Annotated in this window: 11 protein-coding genes, 2 tRNA genes and 6 pseudogenes; 7 read left to right on the top strand and 12 right to left on the bottom strand. The window is 67.9% G+C overall.

Translation table 11 applies throughout. The features are described from left to right. On the top strand, positions 1–3,579 hold a 3,579-nt coding region (gltB, locus tag SYNGFB01_RS07165), incomplete at its 5' end, for a glutamate synthase large subunit (RefSeq protein WP_048017511.1). Positions 3,580–3,625: 46 nt separating this feature from the next. Here the strand turns inward: gltB and lipA are convergent. Further along, complete coding sequence (gene lipA / locus SYNGFB01_RS07160) at positions 3,626–4,501, bottom strand: lipoyl synthase (RefSeq protein ID WP_369795507.1); 876 nt, start codon at positions 4,499–4,501, stop codon at positions 3,626–3,628. 89 nt (positions 4,502–4,590) lie between these two features. On the opposite strand from lipA, the gene SYNGFB01_RS07155 reads away from it, so the two are divergent. Continuing rightward, positions 4,591–4,664, top strand: a tRNA-Pro gene (locus SYNGFB01_RS07155). A gap of 19 nt (positions 4,665–4,683) precedes the next feature. On the opposite strand, the gene SYNGFB01_RS15390 is transcribed toward SYNGFB01_RS07155, so the two are convergent. The 3 genes from SYNGFB01_RS15390 to SYNGFB01_RS07145 are packed head-to-tail and all read right to left on the bottom strand — an operon-like array spanning position 4,684 to position 7,680. Beyond that, complete coding sequence (locus SYNGFB01_RS15390; RefSeq protein ID WP_235299981.1) at positions 4,684–5,784, bottom strand: cobalamin biosynthesis protein; 1,101 nt, start codon at positions 5,782–5,784, stop codon at positions 4,684–4,686. After that, on the bottom strand, positions 5,705–6,466 hold the full coding sequence (locus SYNGFB01_RS15385; protein WP_235299980.1) for a hypothetical protein: 762 nt from the start codon (positions 6,464–6,466) through the stop codon (positions 5,705–5,707). The genes SYNGFB01_RS15390 and SYNGFB01_RS15385 overlap by 80 nt, the downstream gene beginning before the upstream one ends. Further along, entirely contained in the window at positions 6,463–7,680 is a 1,218-nt protein-coding gene (locus tag SYNGFB01_RS07145; protein ID WP_053068379.1) for a hypothetical protein, read from the bottom strand. Before SYNGFB01_RS07145 ends, SYNGFB01_RS15385 begins: the two co-directional genes overlap by 4 nt. A 683-nt stretch (positions 7,681–8,363) precedes the next feature. Here SYNGFB01_RS07145 and psaA point away from each other — a divergent pair. Beyond that, positions 8,364–10,666, top strand: a pseudogene (psaA, locus tag SYNGFB01_RS07140) (photosystem I core protein PsaA). A gap of 19 nt (positions 10,667–10,685) precedes the next feature. Next, positions 10,686–12,904, top strand: a pseudogene (gene psaB / locus SYNGFB01_RS07135) (photosystem I core protein PsaB). Positions 12,905–13,495: 591 nt separating this feature from the next. Here psaB and SYNGFB01_RS07125 read toward each other — a convergent pair. Together SYNGFB01_RS07125 and SYNGFB01_RS07120 are read right to left on the bottom strand one after the other, a co-directional pair. Beyond that, positions 13,496–13,987, bottom strand: a complete 492-nt coding sequence (locus SYNGFB01_RS07125; protein WP_048017508.1) for a photosystem I reaction center subunit XI — start codon at positions 13,985–13,987, stop codon at positions 13,496–13,498. Positions 13,988–14,041: 54 nt separating this feature from the next. Further along, positions 14,042–14,158: a photosystem I reaction center subunit VIII gene (locus tag SYNGFB01_RS07120; protein ID WP_048017513.1), complete on the bottom strand. Its 117-nt coding sequence runs from the start codon at positions 14,156–14,158 to the stop codon at positions 14,042–14,044. A gap of 90 nt (positions 14,159–14,248) precedes the next feature. On the opposite strand from SYNGFB01_RS07120, the gene SYNGFB01_RS07115 reads away from it, so the two are divergent. Further along, positions 14,249–14,719: a hypothetical protein gene (locus tag SYNGFB01_RS07115; protein ID WP_048017507.1), complete on the top strand. Its 471-nt coding sequence runs from the start codon at positions 14,249–14,251 to the stop codon at positions 14,717–14,719. Here the strand turns inward: SYNGFB01_RS07115 and SYNGFB01_RS07110 are convergent. From SYNGFB01_RS07110 to SYNGFB01_RS13735, 3 pseudogenes are all read right to left on the bottom strand, one after another. Continuing rightward, positions 14,683–15,371 (bottom strand): annotated as a pseudogene (locus SYNGFB01_RS07110) (glycosyltransferase); the annotation flags it as partial. The gene SYNGFB01_RS07115 and the pseudogene SYNGFB01_RS07110 overlap by 37 nt on opposite strands. 64 nt (positions 15,372–15,435) lie before the next feature. Continuing rightward, positions 15,436–16,029 (bottom strand): annotated as a pseudogene (locus SYNGFB01_RS07105) (glycosyltransferase family 2 protein); the annotation flags it as partial. A 30-nt stretch (positions 16,030–16,059) separates the two neighbouring features. Further along, a pseudogene (locus SYNGFB01_RS13735) lies at positions 16,060–16,798 on the bottom strand (NlpC/P60 family protein); the annotation flags it as partial. 32 nt (positions 16,799–16,830) lie between these two features. On the opposite strand from SYNGFB01_RS13735, the gene SYNGFB01_RS07100 reads away from it, so the two are divergent. Further along, positions 16,831–17,751, top strand: coding sequence for a serine hydrolase (locus SYNGFB01_RS07100; protein WP_048017506.1), 921 nt, complete (start codon positions 16,831–16,833; stop codon positions 17,749–17,751). 85 nt (positions 17,752–17,836) lie between these two features. Here the strand turns inward: SYNGFB01_RS07100 and SYNGFB01_RS07095 are convergent. Both SYNGFB01_RS07095 and alr read right to left on the bottom strand, forming a co-directional pair. After that, positions 17,837–17,925 (bottom strand) — tRNA-Ser (locus tag SYNGFB01_RS07095). Positions 17,926–17,956: 31 nt separating this feature from the next. Then, a pseudogene (alr, locus tag SYNGFB01_RS07090) lies at positions 17,957–19,116 on the bottom strand (alanine racemase). A gap of 107 nt (positions 19,117–19,223) precedes the next feature. On the opposite strand from alr, the gene SYNGFB01_RS07085 reads away from it, so the two are divergent. After that, the gene (locus SYNGFB01_RS07085; protein WP_048017505.1) at positions 19,224–19,754 is read left to right on the top strand and encodes an HNH endonuclease; all 531 of its coding nucleotides are present in this window, start codon (positions 19,224–19,226) and stop codon (positions 19,752–19,754) included. A gap of 57 nt (positions 19,755–19,811) precedes the next feature. On the opposite strand, the gene prfA is transcribed toward SYNGFB01_RS07085, so the two are convergent. Next, positions 19,812–20,745 (bottom strand): peptide chain release factor 1 (gene prfA, locus SYNGFB01_RS07080; RefSeq protein WP_048017504.1); only part of this gene is annotated, 934 nt, incomplete at its 5' end.

The following is a 20,745-nucleotide window of genomic DNA, read 5'->3' as shown; positions in this document are numbered from 1 at the left end:
GAGTATTCGGCCTGCACCCAGGAGCCCTGGGACGGTCCGGCCCTGCTGGTGTTCGCCGATGGCCGCAGCGTCGGCGCCACCCTCGATCGCAACGGCCTGCGCCCGGCTCGCTACTGCATCACCAGCGATGGCTTCGTGGTGATGGGCTCGGAGACCGGTGTGGCCGAGCTGGAGGAGAGCCGCATCATCGAGAAGGGGCGTCTCGGTCCGGGTCAGATGCTGGCCGTGGATCTGGAGAACGGCCGCCTGCTGCACAACTGGGAGGTGAAGCAGGAGGTGGCCTCGCGCCACCCCTACGGCGCCTGGCTGGCCGAGCACCGCCGCAGCCTGCCCCCCCCGCCCTGGACCCAGGAGCGCCAGCTGGCCGATCTGGAGCTGCTGCAGCTGCAGACGGCCTTCGGTTTCACCGCTGAAGACTTCGATCTGGTGATCGAGGACATGGCCGGCGCCGGCAAGGAGCCCACCTACTGCATGGGCGACGACATCCCCCTGGCGGTGCTCTCCGGTAAGCCCCACCTGCTTTACGACTACTTCAAGCAGCGCTTCGCCCAAGTCACCAACCCGCCGATCGATCCGCTGCGGGAGAAGCTGGTGATGAGCCTCGAGATGCATCTCGGCAGGCGGGGGTCGGCTCTGCGGCCCGAGCCCGCCGCGGCGGCCATGCTGCATCTCAGCAGCCCGATCCTCAACGACGCCGAGCTGGAGGCCCTGGCCCATCAGGGGCTGGCGACCACCACGCTCTCCACCCTGGTGCCGATCCATGATGGTCCGGCCTCCTTCGCTGCTGCCCTGGAGCGGCTGCGCTCCGAGGCAGAGGCCGCCGTGCGCGGTGGCAGTCAGATCCTCGTGCTCTCCGATCGCGCCGATCTCGACGGACAGCACCGCGGCATCAATGCCACCACCACCTATCTGCCCCCGCTGCTGGCCGTGGGGGCCGTGCATCATCACCTGCTCAACCTGGGGCTGCGCCTTCAGGCCTCCCTGGTGGTGGACACGGCCCAGTGCTGGAGCACCCATCATCTGGCCTGTCTGATCGGTTTCGGCGCCAGCGCCGTCTGCCCCTGGCTCACCTGGGAGACCGCACGCCACTGGCTGGCCCAGCCGAAGGTGCAGACCAACATCGAGCGGGGCAAGCTCCCCGCCCTCACGCCCGATCAGGTGCAGGCCAACGTGCGCCAGGCCCTCGAAGACGGGCTGCGCAAGATCCTCTCGAAGATCGGCATCTCCCTGCTGGCCAGCTACCACGGCGCGCAGATCTTCGAGGCGATCGGCATCGGTGCCGATCTGATCGCTCTGGCCTTCTGTGGCACCACCAGCCGGGTGGCGGGCCTCAGCCTGGCCGAACTGGCCAGCGAAACCCTCAGCTTCCACATCAAGGCCTTCCCCGAGCTCAACCGCAGCAAGCTCGAGTTCATGGGCTTCGTGCAGTACCGCACCGGTGGCGAGTACCACCTCAACAGCCCGGAGATGGCCAAGGCTCTGCACGCGGCGGTCGAGGCCGGACCTGGCTATGACCACTTCGCCACCTACAAGACCCTCCTGGAGAACCGGCCGGTCACGGCTCTGCGCGACCTGCTGGAGCTGACCCCCGCCCCGGTGCCCCTGCCGCTCGATCAGGTGGAGAGCGTGGAGAGCATCTGCCGCCGTTTCTGCACCGGCGGCATGAGCCTCGGGGCGCTTTCCCGCGAAGCCCACGAGGTGCTGGCCATCGCCATGAACCGCATCGGGGGCAAGAGCAACAGCGGCGAGGGCGGCGAGGATCCGGCCCGGTTCCACGTGCTCGACGATGTGGACGGCGAGGGGCGCTCGGCCACCCTGCCCACGATCCGTGGTCTGCGCAACGGAGACACGGCCTGCTCGGCGATCAAGCAGGTCGCCTCCGGTCGTTTCGGCGTGACCCCCGAATACCTGCGCAGCGGACAGCAGCTCGAGATCAAGGTGGCCCAGGGCGCCAAGCCCGGCGAGGGCGGCCAGCTGCCGGGACCCAAGGTCGATCCCTACATCGCCTGGCTCCGCAACAGCAAGCCCGGCGTGGCGCTGATCTCACCGCCGCCCCACCACGACATCTATTCGATCGAGGATCTGGCCCAGCTGATTCACGACCTGCACCAGGTTCACCCCGCCGCCAAGGTGAGCGTGAAGCTGGTGGCCGAGATCGGCATCGGCACCATCGCCGCCGGGGTGGCCAAGGCCAATGCCGATGTGATCCAGATCTCCGGCCATGACGGTGGCACCGGCGCCTCCCCGCTGAGCTCGATCAAGCACGCCGGCAGCCCCTGGGAGCTGGGTCTTACCGAGGTGCATCGGTCCCTGCTCGAGAACGGCCTGCGCGATCGCGTGCTGCTGCGCGCCGACGGCGGCCTCAAGACCGGCTGGGACGTCGTCATCGCCGCCCTGCTGGGCGCCGAGGAGTTCGGCTTCGGCTCGATCGCCATGATCGCCGAGGGCTGCATCATGGCGCGCGTCTGCCACACCAACAACTGCCCGGTCGGGGTGGCGACCCAGAAGGAAGCGCTGCGCCAGCGCTTCACCGGCCTGCCGGAACATGTGGTCAATTTCTTTCTGTTCGTGGCCGAGGAGGTGCGCCAGCTGCTCAGCGTGCTCGGCGTGGCCCGCCTGGAGGATCTGATCGGTCGCAGCGAGCTGCTGCGTCCCCGCGCCGTGACACTGGCCAAGACCCAGGCCCTCGATCTCTCCTGTCTGCTCGAGCCGATCCCGGCGGCGGCCGACCGGGGCTGGCTCCAGCACGCCGCCGCCGCCCACGGCAATGGCCCGATCCTGGAAGACCGGCTGCTGGCCGATGCCGAGGTGCTGTCCGCCATCGATCACCATGGCCGGGTCGCCCGCACGATCCCGATCGTGAACACCGATCGGAGCGTCGGGGCACGGCTGGCCGGTGAGATCGCCGCCCGCCATGGCAACACCGGCTTTGCCGGTCAGCTCGATCTCACCTTCGAGGGGGCGGCCGGTCAGAGCTTCGGCGCCTTCCTGCTCCAGGGAATGAACCTGCGCCTGGTGGGAGAGGCCAACGACTATGTGGGCAAGGGCATCAATGGCGGCCGCATCACCGTGGTACCTCCGCCTGGTGGCCATGATCCCGGCAGCCAGGTGATTCTGGGCAACACCTGTCTCTACGGGGCCACCGGGGGCGAGCTGTTCGCCCTGGGCAGGGCCGGTGAGCGGTTCGGCGTGCGCAACAGCGGTGCCCGAACCGTGGTGGAGGGTGCCGGTGATCACTGCTGCGAATACATGACCGGGGGCGTGGTGGTGGTGCTTGGCAGCACCGGCCGCAACATCGCTGCCGGGATGACCGGGGGGGTGGCCTTCATCCTCGATGAGGATGGACTGCTGGCCGAGCGGGTGAATCGCGAGATCGTGGCCATCACCGAGCTCACCACCTCGGAGCAGGAGGCTCTGCTCAAGCCGCTGCTGGCGGCGCATCTGGAGGCCACCGGCAGCAGCAAGGCCGCCGCGATCCTGGCCGACTGGAGCCGCTGGAAGACCAGCTTCCGGCTGCTGGTGCCACCCAGTGAGAAGGCGGCCATGGGATTGGCGGAGCGGGAGGCGGTGGTGGCCTGAGGCCCCACCGTCCCGTTGGCTCACCGCTCCGTTCGCTCCGCAGTGGTTAGCGCGGAAACTCCCGCATCAGCCGCCGCACCTCGCCGGCGTGGTAACTGCTGCGGGTGAGCGGGCTGCTCACCACCTGCAGGAAGCCCAGGTCCGCTTCGCCGTGGTGGCGGTACGCCTCGAACTGCTCCGGTGTCACGAAGCGATCCACGGCCAGGTGCTTCGGCCCGGGGGAGAGGTACTGGCCGATGGTCATGATGTCCACGGCGTGGCGGCGAAGGTCGGCCATGACCTCGAACACCTCGGAGTCGCGTTCGCCCAGGCCCACCATCAGGCCGGATTTGGTATAGGTGCGTGGCCAGCCCTCGTGCACACGCAGGAGCAGCTCCAGGGAGCGGTCGTAGCGGCCCTGGGGCCGGGCTGTTCTGTACAGCCGCGGCACCGTTTCGATGTTGTGGTTGAGCACCTGCGGGGCAGCGGCCATCACCGTGGCCAGTGCCTCCCAGTTGCCGCAGAAATCCGGAATCAGCAGCTCGATGGTGGTGCCCGGCGAGCGGCGCCGCACCGCCTCGATGCAGGCCACGAACTGGCTGGCGCCGCCATCGGCGAGATCGTCGCGATTCACCGAGGTGATCACCACGTGGCTCAGGCCGAGCCGCTGCACGGCTTCCCCCAGCCGCTCCGGCTCGGTGGGATCCAGCCCCCGCACGCTCTTGTCGAAGTCGATGTCGCAGTAGGGGCAGGCGCGGGTGCAGCCCGGTCCCATGATCAGGAAGGTGGCGGTGCCCCCGGCGAAGCATTCGCCGATGTTGGGGCAGCTGGCCTCCTGGCACACCGTGTTGAGCCTGAGGTCGACCAGCAGGTCTGCCACCGCACCGATGCGCTCGCGCTGGGGGGCCTTCACCCGGAGCCACTCCGGCTTGGTGGGGGCGATCAACAGCGGCGGCGCGGCGGAACCACGACTGTAGGAAGACGCCGAGAAGACCCCGATCGGGCCCCGGCCATCCCCTAAGCTCGATCCATCGGGATGTAGCGCAGCTTGGTAGCGCACTTCGTTCGGGACGAAGGGGCCGCAGGTTCGAATCCTGTCATCCCGACTCTTGAGGTCGACCCGACCTAGACCAGCGCCGCTCCGGGGTAGCCCCTCGGGGTCACCATCCAGCCGTCCTGGCTGCGGGTGGTGCTGTTCCCCACCAGGACCAGCGTGAGCATGTCGACCTGTTCGATCGGCAGGTCGCCCAACTGATGCCGCTCCACTTGCTCGTCAGGCCGGCCCAGCTGGCGTGCCAGCAGCACCGGCGTGCTGGCGGGGCGGTGGCCGAGGAGGATGGCGCAGGCCCGCTGCAGCTGCCAGTCGCGTCCGCGGGAGCGCGGGTTGTAGAGCGCCACCACGAAATCGCCGGCCGCGGCAGCCTCAAGCCGCCGCTCGATCACCGGCCAGGGGGTGAGCCGATCGCTCAGGCTGATCGTGCAGAAATCGTGCATCAGCGGGGCCCCGGCCCGCGCCGCCGCCAGCTGCACCGCCGAGATGCCTGGGTGCACCGCAAAGGCCGGACGCTGATCGGCGTCGACGGCCAGCCAGAGCTCCAGCGCAAGGCCGGCCATGCCGTACGATGCCGCTGTCACCCGACGAGACCAGTGCCACCCGGACGCCCTGGCTGGCCAGCTCCAGGCGAGGGCGCAGCGCTGACGCTCCTCGGTGAGCTGCCCGTCGCAGCGCAGCTGATCCGGTTGGCGCAGGGGCTCGAGCAGATCGAGATAGAGGCCATAGCCCACCCACACGCTCGACTCCGCCAGCGCCCGCCGTGCCGCCGGGGTGAGCAGATCCAGCCGGCCCGGCCCGCTGCCCACCAGATGCAGCTGGCCCTGGCCCGGTGCCCATTGCTCGGGGCAGCGGGCGATCGCCAGGGTGACCGCCCCCTGCTCTCCGGCGCCGGCGCGGGCCACGGTCTTGGCCAGCAGCAGATCGCCGTCGCTGCCGGCGGCGAGCAGCGCTGACGCCTCGGCCACGCTGGCGGTGCCCATCTCACGGGCCACCGCCTCGGACGGGTTGGGCACCGCCACGGCGCTCAGCTGAGGGGCCGCGAACAGCTGCAGCGGCCACTGGCGCTTCGCCGCCAGCTCCAGGAGAGCCGGCTCATCGCCCTTGCGATCGATGCTGGCCAGGCCGGCCACGGCTTCGGGGGCCAGTCCGGCGCTGGCGAGCTGGACATCCACGAGGCGCTCCAGCAGGCTCAGGCTGGTGCCGCGTTCGCAGCCCATGCCGAGCCACAGGCAGGGGGGATGCCAGCGGCAGCCGGGCCCGCTGTGGGCGCTGATCAGCAGGTCGGCCTGATCGGCTGGTGCGTCCACCACGCCCGCGGCGGCGGGAAGCTCCCGCCAGCGTCGGCTGCCGGCGCTCTGGGCCACCCGGATCCGACCGCCCTGCCGACCGGCCCGCTGCATCAGGGCACTCCAGTCGCCGCCGCCGCCGCGGCGCCAGCCCCAGCCGCCTGCCGAAGCTGTCGAGCGCCAGGCGTCCGCTGGCGCCGCTGCTGCCCGTGAGCACGGCCTGGCCGCCGAGCAGCGCCGCCACCTCCTGACTGAGCTGTTCGGCCCCGCCGCGGTGACCGCCCAGCAGGGGGATGGCGAAGCGGCCGGCCGGATCGATCACCACCACTGCCGGATCGGTGTCCTTGTGGGCCAGCAGCGGTGCGATCAGGCGGGTGATCAGGCCGCAGGCCCCCACCACCACAAAGGCCCGCGCCGTCGGCCAGGCGTCGGCCAGCACCGCGGGTGCGGAGGGCTCGGCGCCCGGCAGCACCAGCGCATCGATCACACGGGCCTGCTGCAGTTGCCGCAGTGGCACTTCGGCCTGCGGGCTGAAGCCCAGACCCCACACCTCGATGGTCTGGCTCATGATCCCAGGCGCTCCCGCAGGCCGGCCAGCGGTCCCTTCGCCTTCGGCTGGATCAGGGAGCCGTCGTCGCGCACCTGGTCGCGGGCCGAGCCGGAGAGGCTGCTGTTGGGAGCGATGCGCTCGGCATCGGCGGAGAGCGGGGGTGCGGCCGTGATCGCTTCTGGGGGCGGCGCCGTGTTGGGTGTGCCCCGATCCGCGTCGCCGGGGTCGGCCAGCGGCGACGCTGCCGGGGCGGCAGCGTCATCGGGTGCGCCATCGGGGTTGGACACGGAGGGGGGCTCGGTCGAGGGGGTGGTTTCGGGCTCGGCCGGCTGCTCTGACCCGTTCCCGCTTTCCGGTTCGGTCGGGGCGCTGGGCTGGGGTTCTGATGACGGTTCGACCGGCGCTTCGGCTTCGGCGAGCCCAGGCGATGCGGGCCCGGCTGCCGGATCGGGCTGGCCCGGCATCGGGGGCACGGGGGTCTCAGACTGCCGCCCCAGCAGGCGAGCCAGGCTGTCGGGTTCGATGCGGTCGGTCAGCCACACGGGCCTCGGGGCCGCGGGGCTGACCACCACTTCCGAGACCAGGCTGTTGAAGGGAGGGTTGAGCGGCTCCCCCAGCCCATCCACCAGATCCAGCTGGAGACTGTTGCTGCCCTGACGCCAGCCCCGCAGCCACAGCGGCGCGTTCTGGTCCACCAGAAAACTGTCGCCGTTGACGGTGACCCGCAAGCGCCAGCTGGCGTCACCCTCACGCAGACCCTGCAGCGGGGCATCGATCAGCAGCCAGTCGAGCAGCACCGGCTCGCTGCGAGGTTCCGGCCCGGGACTCACGGCGATCAGCTGGGGCGTTCCCCCCGCCGGCACCCGCAGGGGCGTGGGGGCCACCCGCTGCAGGCGGATCTGGCTGAAGGCACGCGGGTCCTTCACCACCTCGCCCCATGGGCGGGCCGCATAGGCGGTGATCCGGTGGCTGCCGGGGCTGAGTGGCGGCATTTCCACCGCCAGCGCATCGCCATCACCGGAGCCGGGTCGTGTGACCCGCTGCGGCGCCTGATCATCGACCTGCACCACCACATGAGCGCCGAGTCCGAGCTCGCCGCCGTCGGTCAGGGGCCAGTCGCGCAACGACAGCTGCAGACTCCAGGGGCCATCCGCGAGCGTGGCTCCGTCGGCGGGTGCCGTGATCCGCAGCTGGGGGCTGTGTTCCGCCAGTGCGGCCGCCAGCTGCTGCACCCCGGCCGKKGCGCCACCTCCTGAAGGGGGCCCGACGGGGCCGTGGCCTGGAGCACCGGCGCTGCCGGCTGCCTGCGCTGGCAGCCCGCCTGCAACCCCAGCAGCAACACGATCAGCAGTCCCGCCAGGGCCGACGACCAGATCGACCGTCGAAAGCGGCTGGCTTGCCGACCTTCCGGGCACCGGTCAGAGGCTTGGTCGCGGCTGGTCACCCTGGCTGGATCCGGCATGGAACTGGTGGCATTCTGCTGGCCTGCTCCGGAGCGGCCCCGTCGCAGCCTTTGGGCGCCGCGCAGACGGCAGGAGAGAGAAGAGATCGCGAAGGCGGGCGGATCTGTGGTATAAGAAAAGCCGCCAAAAAACATGATTGAAAGACTAGCTTACTGCCTCTCGGAGCCCAGTCCTGGCCTGGGAAGCGCCGGGATTGAACCTTTGTAACTGAGGCCCAGAACCCATTGGATGCGACCCCTATAGTGCCGCCAGCGGTCCCCTATCTGGGGCCCCAAGCTCCAGCTGCGGCAATGGGTTTCGCGATTCCGTGATGCCTGCTTCAGCTGGTGCCCATGGCGGCGAAAGCCGGCATGGGGCCCACCGGTGGAGGCGATGCGGCTGCTCAGCGGCCCCAGCGACCCGCCGACAGGGGTGGACCTCCACCTCGATCCCGTCCCTCGAGGAACGTCTCGATGACCATCAGCCCACCAGAGCGTGGGGAAAAGGCCAAGGCCATGGTCGACCGGAACCCCGTTCCGGCCACGTTCGAGCTTTCGAAAAGCCCGGACATTTCGACCGCACCCTGGCCAAGGGTCCCAAAACCACCACCTGGATTTGGAACCTCCACGCCAATGCTCACGACTTCGACAGCCACACGAGCGACCTCGAAGAGGTCTCTCGCAAGATCTTCTCGGCTCACTTCGGCCACCTGGCCGTCATCTTCATCTGGTTGAGCGGTGCCTTCTTCCACGGCGCCCGCTTCTCCAACTACACCGGCTGGCTCGCCGACCCCCTGCACGTGAAGCCTTCCGCGCAGGTGGTCTGGCCGATCTTCGGCCAGGAAATCCTCAATGGCGATGTGGGTGCCGGCTTCCACGGCATTCAGATCACCTCCGGTCTCTTCCACATGTGGAGGGCTTGGGGCTACACCAGCGAAACCCAGCTCCTCGCCACCGCGATCGGTGCCCTGGTGATGGCCGGCCTGATGCTCAATGCCGGCGTCTTCCATTACCACAAGGCAGCTCCCAAGCTCGAGTGGTTCCAGAACGTTGAGTCGATGCTCAACCACCACCTGGCTGGTCTGCTGGGCCTGGGCTCGCTCTCCTGGACCGGGCACCTGCTGCACGTGTCGCTGCCCACCACCCAGTTGATGGATGCCATCGACGCCGGCAAGCCGCTGGCGCTCAACGGCAAGACCATCGCTTCGGTGGCCGACATCCCCCTGCCGCATGAGTTCCTGAACCAGGACCTGCTCACCCAGCTGTTCCCCGGCTTCGGAGCTGGCATCTCAGCCTTCTTCTCCGGCAACTGGGCTGCCTACAGCGATTTCCTCACCTTCAAGGGTGGGCTCAATCCAGTCACCGGCAGCCTCTGGATGACCGACATCGCCCATCACCATCTGGCGATCGCGGTGCTGTTCATCGTGGCTGGCCACATGTACCGCACCAACTGGGGTATCGGTCACAGCATCAAGGAGATTCTCGAGGGCCAGAAGGGGGATCCCCTGCTGTTCCCCGCTCCCAATGGTCACAACGGCCTGTTCGAGTTCATGACCACCAGCTGGCATGCCCAGTTGGCCGTGAACCTGGCCCTGCTCGGCTCGCTGAGCATCATCGTGGCCCACCACATGTATGCGATGCCGCCCTATCCCTACATCGGCATCCACTACCCAACCCAGCTGTCGCTGTTCACGCACCACACCTGGATCGGTGGCTTCCTGATCGTGGGTGCAGGCGCGCACGCCGCCATCGCCATGGTGCGTGACTACGACCCCGCCAAGCACATCGACAACGTGCTGGATCGGGTGCTCAAGGCCCGCGACGCCNTGATCAGCCACCTCAACTGGGTGTGCATCTGGCTGGGCTTCCACAGCTTCGGCCTCTACATCCACAACGACACCATGCGTGCCCTGGGCCGTCCCCAGGACATGTTCAGCGACTCCGCCATTGCCCTGAAGCCCGTCTTCGCGCAGTGGATCCAGGGTCTGCACGCCGCTGCCGCCGGCACCACCGCTCCCAACGCCCTCGCCGGTGTGAGCGAAGTGTTCAACGGTGCCGTGGTGGCTGTGGGTGGCAAGGTGGCTGCGGCTCCGATCCCCCTCGGCACGGCGGACTTCATGGTCCACCACATCCACGCGTTCACGATTCACGTGACCGTGCTGATTCTGCTGAAGGGTGTGCTCTATTCCCGCAGCTCCCGCTTGATTCCCGACAAGGCGAATCTCGGCTTCCGCTTCCCCTGCGACGGCCCCGGCCGTGGCGGTACCTGCCAGGTGTCGGCCTGGGACCACGTGTTCCTCGGCCTGTTCTGGATGTACAACTCCCTGTCGATCGTGATCTTCCACTTCTCCTGGAAGATGCAGAGCGACGTGTGGGGCACCGTCAATGCCGACGGCAGCGTGTCGCACATCACCAATGGCAACTTCGCCCAGAGCGCCATCACCATCAATGGCTGGCTGCGTGATTTCCTGTGGGCCCAGGCCGCACAGGTGATCAACAGCTACGGCTCCAGCAGCAGTGCCTATGGCTTGATGTTCCTGGGTGCCCACTTCATCTGGGCTTTCAGCCTGATGTTCCTGTTCAGCGGCCGCGGCTACTGGCAGGAGCTGATCGAGTCCATCGTCTGGGCTCACAACAAGCTGAAGGTGGCCCCGGCCATCCAGCCCCGCGCGCTGTCCATCACCCAGGGCCGTGCCGTGGGTGTCGCCCACTACCTGTTGGGCGGCATCGCGACCACCTGGTCGTTCTTCCTGGCCCGCATCATTGCGGTCGGCTGACCTTTCCTGACCTTTCCCAATGGCAACGAAATTTCCTTCGTTCAGCCAGGGTCTGGCACAGGACCCGACAACCCGCCGGATCTGGTACGGCATCGCCACGGCTCACGACTTCGAGAGCCACGACGGCATGACCGAGGAGCGGCTTTACCAGAAGCTGTTCTCCACCCACTTCGGACACCTGGCCATCATCGGCCTCTGGGTTTCGGGCAACCTGTTCCATATCGCCTGGCAGGGCAACTTTGAGCAGTGGGTCGCCGATCCCCTGCACGTGCGTCCCATCGCTCACGCGATCTGGGATCCCCACTTCGGCCAGGGCGCCATCGCGGCCTTCACCCAGGCCGGCGCCTCCTCTCCGGTGAACATCGCCTATTCCGGTCTGTACCACTGGTGGTACACGATCGGCATGCGCACCAACGCCGAGCTGTATCAGGGTTCCATCTTCATGATGATCCTGTCGGCCTGGGCTCTGTTCGCCGGCTGGCTCCACCTGCAGCCCAAGTTCCGGCCTTCCCTGGCCTGGTTCAAGAACGCTGAATCCCGGCTCAACCACCACCTGGCTGTGCTGTTCGGTTTCAGCTCGATCGCCTGGACCGGTCACCTGGTTCACGTGGCCATCCCCGAGTCCCGCGGTCAGCACGTGGGTTGGGACAACTTCCTCTCGGTGATGCCGCACCCCGCCGGTCTGGCTCCGTTCTTCACCGGCAACTGGGGCGTCTATGCCCAGAACCCTGACACCGCCTATCAGGTGTTCGGCACCTCTGAAGGCGCCGGCACGGCGATCCTCACCTTCCTGGGAGGCTTCCACCCCCAGACCGAGTCGCTTTGGCTCACCGACATCGCCCATCACCACCTGGCGATCGGCGTGATCTTCGTGATCGCCGGCCACATGTACCGGACCAACTTCGGTATCGGCCACTCGATCCGCGAGATCCTCGAGGCCCACAACCCCCCCAAGGGCACCCCTGGTGACCTGGGCGCCGGCCACAAAGGTCTCTACGACACGGTCAACAACTCGCTGCATTTCCAGCTGGGTCTGGCTCTGGCCTGTCTCGGTGTGGTCACCAGCCTGGTGGCGCAGCACATGTACTCGATGCCGTCCTATGCGTTCATCGCCAGGGACTACACGACGCAGGCTGCCCTTTACACCCACCACCAGTACATCGCCATCTTCCTGATGTGCGGTGCCTTCGCCCATGGTGCGATCTTCTTCATCCGTGACTACGACCCCGAAGCCAACAAGAACAACGTGTTGGCCCGGATGCTCGAGCACAAGGAAGCGATCATCAGCCACCTGAGCTGGGTCTCCTTGTTCCTTGGTTTCCACACCCTGGGCCTCTACGTCCACAACGACGTGGTGGTGGCCTTCGGCACCCCCGAGAAGCAGATCCTGGTCGAGCCCGTCTTCGCCCAGTTCGTCCAGGCCGCATCCGGCAAGGCGATCTATGGCATGAACGTGCTGCTGTCGAACCCCGACAGCTGGTGAGCAATGCTCCTGGCCCCGGCGCCGTCTGGCTGCCCGGCTGGCTGGAGGGTCTGAACGCCGGCAACAACAGCCTCTTCCTCCAGATCGGTCCTGGTGACTTCCTGGTGCACCACGCCATTGCGCTGGGTCTGCACACCACCACCCTGATCCTGGTGAAGGGCGCCCTCGATGCCCGCGGTTCGAAGCTGATGCCCGACAAGAAGGACTTCGGCTATTCCTTCCCCTGCGACGGCCCCGGCCGTGGCGGCACCTGTGACATCAGCGCCTGGGACGCCTTCTACCTGGCTGTCTTCTGGGCCCTGAACACCGTGGGCTGGCTCACCTTCTACTGGCACTGGAAGCACCTCGCCATCTGGCAGGGCAACGTGGCCCAGTTCAACGAATCCAGCACCTACCTGATGGGCTGGTTCCGCGATTACCTGTGGCTCAACAGCTCCCAGCTGATCAACGGCTACAACCCCGCCGGCAGCAACAACCTGGCCGTCTGGGCCTGGATGTTCCTCTTCGGGCACCTGATCTGGGCAACCGGTTTCATGTTCCTGATCTCCTGGCGTGGTTACTGGCAGGAGCTGATCGAAACGATCGTGTGGGCCCACCAGCGCACACCGCTCGCCAATCTGGTGGGCTGGCGTGACAAGCCCGTGGCTCTCTCGATCGTCCAGGCTCGTGTGGTCGGTCTGGCTCACTTCACCGTGGNCTATTTCCTCACCTACGCCGCCTTCCTGATCGCCTCCACCTCCGGCAAGTTCGGCTAAATCCCGAACCCCTCGAGGGACGACACACCCCCGGCAGACGCCGGGGGTTTTNTTATTGGCAGCTCTCGACCTTCCAGGACTGATGCTGGCGGACGTTTCTCGCGCGACACCGCAACGACGATGAACCGCGATCAGGGTTTCCTGGACTCACCCCCTGGATCACTGCCTTAGGTATCGATGCAGCTGGCAACGGCCCTGATCTCCAGGAGCTCATCCTCTGGTGCCTGCATCAGCTCCACAGCGCCAGGCCCAGTGGATCCCATCGACGCGCCTGTCGCCCGAGCAGCGCCGACGGTGAGCGCCCTGCGCCCGCGCGCTTGATCCAACAGCGGATCCTTCCTTCGTGCCATCACCTGGCACCTCCGCCGCGGCAGCGCCACTGTTCGCATGATGCGCCTGCAGCAGCGAGAGATCCTGCAAGGTGCCGGGACTCTGATCACCCAGCCCTGTGATCCCCATCGGCGTTGTGGACGCGACCCTCTGCGCCCTCAGAGCCCCGCTGGTGCCGCAGTCAGCGCCAGGGAGCGCATGAAAAAAGCCCCGCCTGAGCGGGGCTTCTGTCTTGGGTGTTCTGGAGGCAGGTTGTGGGCTTCAGCCGACGCTCCAGACGCCGCCGGCGATCTTCACCAGGGGGCCTACCAGAGCAGTGCCGCAGAGGAACCAGGCGAAGGCCGCGCCACCGCAGCCGCCGAGCCAGAAGCCGCTCGCGAATTCCGCCCAGCCTGCCTTGGTGAACAGATCAGCAGGAGGATTGTCGATGGTGGCATCAGCCGGCTGCACGTTCGGACCGCTGCCGGCGGTGCCGTAGATCGACAGGCAGACGGTGAGGATCGAGACCAGCCCGATCGCGNCCAGCAGTCCGGCAGTGCTGGCGTATTCGGTGNCNNGCAGCGGGCCGGTGATGGCGAAGGGCCCGTAGAGGAAGAAGCCGTGCGCCATGCCCACTTCAAGGCCGCGGCGGTTGGGTGAGAGGGAGGGGCGATAGGCCGGCAGGGCATTGAGGAAGGCCCTGGTGAAGTAGCTGCTGTTGACGGGGGTGGCCAGATTGCCGACACAGGGGTCGGCCACGGGGGTCACGGTCATGGGGAGGAAAACAGATTCAGAACACGAGGTGCGATGCGGAGGCCGGCAGCGCCCTCAGTCGCTGGCTTCGATCACGTTGAACAGCAGGGCCATGGCCACGGCCGGCCCGAGAATTCCCACAAGGGGCACGAACACGGAGGGCATCCAGGCTGCGGCGAAATCTCCAGTCATGGCGCGGGCCAATAGCAAGCGCCGGTACTGTAAGAAGCACCAACTCAGCGGCCTTGGCGCCGTTGAGGCGGCGACATAAAAGTTCAATCCATGAACGGTTCGTTCCTGGCGGCCGGCGCTTCCCTGCTGGCCGTCTTGCTCTGGTGGAGTTCGCGCCGACGGCCGGCGGCCCTGCTGCAGTCCACCGATACCCACGCAGTGGCTGCCCTGAACCGCGCCCAGATCGCCCTGGTGCAACAGGAGGCGACGGCAGACCGCTCCCCGGAGTGCTCCACCCCCGTGCAGCTGCCCCGGAGTGGTGACGTCCGTCAGCGCCGCCAGTTTCTCGAGCAGTTGCGCGGCCAGCTGGCGGGTGACCGTCATGACCGCCTGGCGGCGATGCAGCAGGCCCGGCTGTGGGGCGACCGCTCCACTCTGCCGCTGCTGCATCGCGGTCTGCGGGATGTGGATCCCGCCGTCTGCCATGAGGCGTGCCTGGCGATGGACCGATTCCGCGGCCGCACCGCCGCGGCGCAGCTCGTCGTTCAGCCGGTTCGCCCCAACCTGGCCCGCACCCGGTAGATCGGTCGACCCTGGCTCTCGTGGTAGGTGCGCATCTGCAGCTCGGCGAGCAGGCCGAAGCAGAACAGCTGGATCCCGGCCAGACAGCAGATCATGGCCAGCAACAGCAGGGGCCGATCGCCGATATCGATTCCCAGCAGCAGTTTCTCGCCGACCAGCCAGAGGGTGATCAGAAGCCCCAGCCCCATCGCCACCAGCCCGCCGAAGCCGAACACATGCATCGGCTGGTGAGGAACCGCTTCATGAACCACACGGTGAGCAGATCCATCAGCACCCGGAAGGTGCGATCGATCCCATAGTTGCTGCGGCCGAAGCGGCGCGGCTGGTGATGCACCTTCACCTCGCTGATCCGGGCCCCCTCGATGAAGGCCAGAGCCGGCAGGAAGCGATGCAGCTCGCCGTAGAGATTCAGGTCTTCGACCACCTCGCGGCGGTAAGCCTTGAGCGAACAGCCGTAGTCGTGGAGGCGCACGCCTGTGACACGGGCGATCAGCCGGTTGGCGATCCGACTCGGGAGCAGGCGGCTCACGGCGGCATCCTGCCGCTGATGGCGCCAGCCGCTCACCAGGTCGTAGCCCTGCTCCAGGCGTTCCAGCAGCAGGGGGATATCGGCCGGGTCGTTCTGAAGGTCGCCGTCGAGGGTGATGATCACCGGCATGTATCATTATTGCTGCGCCCGGACGTCTCGGTATCCGCGTGCGCATCGAGGGGCCGANGCGCGGCTGGTGATGCACCTTCACCTCGCTGATCCGGGCCCCCTCGATGAAGGCCAGAGCCGGCAGGAAGCGATGCAGCTCGCCGTAGAGATTCAGGTCTTCGACCACCTCGCGGCGGTAAGCCTTGAGCGAACAGCCGTAGTCGTGGAGGCGCACGCCTGTGACACGGGCGATCAGCCGGTTGGCGATCCGACTCGGGAGCAGGCGGCTCACGGCGGCATCCTGCCGCTGATGGCGCCAGCCGCTCACCAGGTCGTAGCCCTGCTCCAGGCGTTCCAGCAGCAGGGGGATATCGGCCGGGTCGTTCTGAAGGTCGCCGTCGAGGGTGATGATCACCGCTCCACGGCTGGCGTCGAAGCCCGCTGCCATGGCGGCACTCTGGCCGTAGTTGCGGCGCAGCAGCACGGCCATCAGTTCCGGCACCCGGCCGCACAGCCCCTCCAGCACCACGGCGGTGTCGTCGCGCGAGCCGTCGTCGACCAGCACCAGCTCGAAGCTCCGGCCCAGGGGCCGCAAGGCCGCCAGCAGCTGCTCCACCAGCAGCGGCAGGCTTTCCGCCTCGTTGAAGAGTGGCACGACCACCGAGAGATCCATCTCCGCCCGTTCGCTGCGGCTGAACCTAGGCGGCAGCGGACTGCCATCGTGACAACGCATCACCCGGCCGGCGCCGCGCAGTTCGCGCCGGTAGTGGCTCGCCACCGGGTGATCGTTGCGGGGGCTGAGGTCATCGATGCCCAGTCCATCGCGGCCGTGCTCTCGACCGGAACTGTGCAGATAGCGACCCTGGCCCAGATGCAGCCCCACGTGGGTGCAGCGCTGCGGGTTGCCGAAGAAGATCAGATCGCCCGGCTGAAGCAGCTGGTACTGCCCGGGGCGCACCGCCACGGGCTGGCAGAAACGCTCCTGGAGATAGCATCCCTGGGCAGCCAGATGTCGGCACTGGCATAGGCCGTCTGCACCAGGCCCGAGCAGTCGAAGTGGGGCCCGAGGCTGCCACCCCACAGATAGTGATTGGGCTGCTCGAAGGCCGCTGCGGCGAAGGCCAGCACCTGCTCAAGCGTCGGGTGATGGTGGAGCGATCGAGCAGCAGAGGGCGTGGACGCGGGGCGGCCGTGGCCGAGCCCAGAAGCTGGCCGGGTGACACCCAGCCGGGGTAGCCGTCGTCGAGCAGGCGCACCCGGAGGCGCCCGGCCTGCCGCTCGGTGAGCACCAGCAGGTGGCGCCCGGCAGCGGCCTGGGTGGCCAGGCCATCGCCGCGCGGCCGGCTGAACAGATCCAGGCTTCGCTCCAGTCTCCAGCTGCTGCCAGGCAGCAGCAGCTCGAGGGCGGCGGGCGTTCCAGGTGGGAGGGAGCCTTGCGCCATGCCTAATCTCGCCACACAGGTTGCCGGCAGTGATGGCGTTCTACAGCCCCGATCCGGCCATGGACCAGACCCTGGCCGATCTGGTGCGGGCGCTCGAGCTCGATGGCCGCCCGGGCCTGGCTCAGAAGCTCTCGATCACCTGGGTCCGCTTCACGACCTCCCAGCTGGGGGTGGCGGCCGATCTGGAGCCCGGCCGGTACTGGCAGATCCCGGCGGCCGGCGCCAGCTGGGGCGGGGCTCGTCAGCGTTACCCGGCCAGCGTGGTCAAGCTGGTGTATCTGGTGGCCGCCGAGGCCTGGCTGCAGGAGGGCTTGCTGGCCGACGGCCCTGAGCTCAGACGCGCCCTGGCCGCCATGATCCAGCACTCCAGCAATGACGCCACCTCGCTCGTGGTGGATCTGCTCAGCGGCACCACCAGCGGCCCTGAGCTTGCGCAGGCTGCCTGGTCGTTGTGGCAGAGCCAGCGACAGCTCGTGAATCAGTGGCTCAGCCGCCTGGCCTGGCCTGAGCTCGAGGGGGTGAATGCCTGCCAGAAGACCTGGGAGGACGGTCCCTATGGCCGGGAGCGGCTCTTCTACGGCGAGCAGATGGAGAACCGCAACCGGCTCAGCACGGAGGCCACCGCCCGGCTGCTGCTGGCGGTGATCGCCTCGGCGCTGATCTCGCCGCCGGCGGGGGCTCGCATGCGCGCTGTGCTGGAACGCAGTCTCGACGCTGCCGATCGGGCCGCCGACCCCGACAACCAGGTGGACGGCTTTCTGGGTGAGGGCCTGCCGGCCGGCACCCGCTTGTGGAGCAAGGCGGGTTGGATGAGCCGGGCCCGGCATGACGCCGCCTATGTGGAGTCTGAAGGGCAGCAGCCGTTCCTGCTCGTGGTGTTCTCGGAAGGGGAGGACTGTGCCACCGATGCAGCTCTGCTGCCGGAGATCGCCAGACGGCTCAGCCTGGCCTGAAGCTGTGCCCGTCGGCTCCTGGGCCGCTCTGGAGCACCGGCCAGAGGGAAATAGCGCCACCGGATGGTGGCGGTCAGTTGGGCAACGGAGAGGGAGGGATTCGAACCCTCGACAGAAGTTGCCTCCTGTAACTCCTTAGCAGGGAGCCGCTTTCAACCACTCAGCCACCTCTCCAGTGGNTTGGTGAGCTTATCAGTGCGACCGATCAGGCTTCGGCGGCGGGGCCGGTGCCCAGCCGCGGCAGGCGGTGCTTGAAGCCGCAGAGGATTTCCCAGGGGATCGTGCCGCAGCGCTCGCTCCATTCCTGAGGCTGGATCTCCTGGTCGCCATCGCGGCCCAGCAGGGTCACCACCGAGCCCACCTCCAGGGCCGGGCAGTCGGTGGCATCGAGCACCAGCTGGTCCATGGTGATGGCGCCCACCTGGGGCAGGCGCTGGCCCCGGAAGAGCACCTCCAGCTGATTCGAGAGCAAGCGCGGCACACCATCGGCGTAGCCGATGCTCAGCACGGCGAGGCGGCTGGGGCGCTCGGTGCGGAAGCGGTGGCCATAACTCACCCCCACCCCGGCAGGAACCTCCCGGATCAGGCTGACCCGCGCGTACAGGCGCAGGGCGGGCAGCAGCTCGACGCCGCCGGCGAGGTGCGGGGCAGGGCTGTGACCATAGAGAGCCAGGCCGACGCGCACCTGGTCGTAGTGAAGGCCGCGATCGCGCAGCGTGCCCGCGGAATTGGCCAGGTGGCGACAGCCCGGCTGCAGCCGCTGCTGGCGGATGCTCTCGAGCACCGTCTCAAAACGCCGCTGCTGGCAGGCGGTGAAGCCATCGTCGCAATCCGGCTCGGCGTCGGCACTGGCCAGATGGGAATACACCCCGGCCAGGTGCACGGCGTCCAGCTCGGTGATTGCGGCCACCAGCCGAGGCCCCTCCTGCCAGTCGGCCCAAGCCGCGTCATGCCGGTGTCGAGCTTCAGCTGCAGCGTCATGCTGCGGCCGGTGCCGCTGGCCAGGTTCTGGCAGAGCAGGGCCTCACGCATGCCGCTCACCGTGGGCATCAGCTGCCAGCGCAGACAGTTCCGCAGCTCCTCGCTCTGGCTGAGATTGCCCAGAACCAGCACAGGTGCCTGGATGCCGGCCTGGCGCAGCTGGATGCCTTCGCCCAGGGTGGCCACCCCGAGGCTGCTGGCTCCGCCGGCCAGGGCTGCGCGGGCCACGGGCACGGCACCGTGGCCGTAGCCATCGGCCTTCACCACGGCCATCAGGGCGCAGTCGGGGCCCAGATGGCGGAGCAGATTGCGGGCATTGGCCCGGATCGCCTCGGCGTCCACCTCGACCCAGGCGCGGTGACGCTCCAGACCCACCTCCAGCAGAGGCTCCGCCGCCGGACTGACCGGGCGGCTCCGACCAGGATTGGTGGCCTGGGTCACGGATTCATCCCTGAATCCCACTTAGCATGCCGGTTAACACGGGGTCTGGCATGGGCCACGTCCTGGTTCTGAATGCGTCCTATGAGCCCTTGAACATCACCACCTGGCGACGGGCCATGGTGATGTTGCTGAAGGGCAAGGCCGAGGGGTTGGAGCATGATCCCGACCGTCAGATCCGTGAGGATACGTTGCTTCCCACCGTGATCCGGCTGCGGCAGTTCGTGCGGGTTCCCTACCGGGAGATGCCGCTGACCCGTCGCAATCTGTTCCACCGCGATGGCCACCGCTGTCAGTACTGCGGTTGCACCGACCAGCCGCTCTCAGTGGATCATGTGATCCCCCGCAGCCGCGGTGGCAGCGACAGCTGGGACAACGTGACCACCGCCTGCCTGCCCTGCAACGTGCGCAAGGGCAACCGCACGCCTCGCGAGGCCGGCATGCCGCTGTCCAGGAAGCCCCATCGGCCGATCAGCAGCCTGAGCTTCGAGGCCACGCGCCAGATCCGCTCGGGCCGGAATCGGGAGTGGGCCAAGTACGTGATCGGTCTGGAGGCTGTGCCGGAGCTCGATCAGGCCGCCTGACGGACCGGCAGGGAGCCGGCCCGTAGGGGACAACCGCCGTTCCAGCCGGCCTATGGCTCAGCTGCCTCCGGCCGCGCTCGCGGCCAGTTCCTCCAGCTGGCGGCTCTGATCGGCGGCGTTGCAGGCTCCGATCAGCTCGGCCAGCTGTCCATCGAGCACCGGTTCGAGCGAGAAGTTGCGGCCCAGGCGGTGATCGGTCACCCGGTTGTCCTTGTAGTTGTAGGTGCGGATCTTCTCGCTCCGGTCACCGCTGCCCACTTGGGCGAGTCGGGCCGAGCGCTCCTGGGCCTGGGCCGCAGCCAGCTCCCGTTCGTAGAGCTTGGCCCGCAGGATCTCCAGGGCCCGCTCGCGGTTCTGCAGCTGGGATCGCTCCTGAGTGCAGAACACCCGGATGCCGGTGGGTTTGTGCAGCAGGTCGACCGCCGTTTCCACCTTGTTCACGTTCTGGCCGCCGGCGCCGCCGGAGCGGGCCGTGCTGATCTCCAGATCCCCGGGGTCGATCTGCACCTCCACCGGATCGGCCTCGGGCATCACGGCCACCGTGGCCGTGGAGGTGTGCACCCTGCCCTGGCTCTCGGTGGCCGGCACCCGCTGCACACGGTGCACCCCCGCCTCGAACTTGAGCTGGCTGTACACACCCTCGCCGCGGATGGCGAGAATCAGCTCCTTGTAGCCGCCCAGCTCCGCCTCCGAGGCACTCACCGGCTGCACCCGCCAGCCCACACTCTGGGCATAGCGGTCATACATGCGGGCCAGGTCACCCGCCCAGATGGCGGCTTCATCGCCACCTGCGCCGGCCCTGATCTCCAGCATCACGCTGCGCTCATCCCGTGGGTCGCGGGGCAGCAGGGCCAGCGTGAGCTGCCGCTGAAGAACATCGATCGCCGTGGCGAGCCTGGAGAGCTCCTCACTGGCCAATTCCTCCATGGCGCCATCGCCACGGGCCTCGCGCAGCAGATCGCGGGCCTCCCGCTCCTGCTGCTGCAGCCGC

The organism is Synechococcus sp. GFB01 (genome assembly GCF_001039265.1).
In the GTDB taxonomy this organism is placed as follows: Bacteria; Cyanobacteriota; Cyanobacteriia; order PCC-6307; family Cyanobiaceae; genus NIES-981.
This window is presented reverse-complemented; position numbering and strand designations above follow the sequence as displayed.

Coding starts and splice junctions, on each gene's coding strand:
- SYNGFB01_RS15385 (WP_235299980.1), bottom strand. CDS start 6,466: ATGAGCCAGACCATCGAGGTGTGGGGTCTGGGCTTCAGCCCGCAGGCC.
- SYNGFB01_RS07120 (WP_048017513.1), bottom strand. CDS start 14,158: ATGACTGGAGATTTCGCCGCAGCCTGGATGCCCTCCGTGTTCGTGCCC.
- SYNGFB01_RS07115 (WP_048017507.1), top strand. CDS start 14,249: ATGAACGGTTCGTTCCTGGCGGCCGGCGCTTCCCTGCTGGCCGTCTTG.
- SYNGFB01_RS07100 (WP_048017506.1), top strand. CDS start 16,831: ATGGCGTTCTACAGCCCCGATCCGGCCATGGACCAGACCCTGGCCGAT.
- SYNGFB01_RS07085 (WP_048017505.1), top strand. CDS start 19,224: ATGGGCCACGTCCTGGTTCTGAATGCGTCCTATGAGCCCTTGAACATC.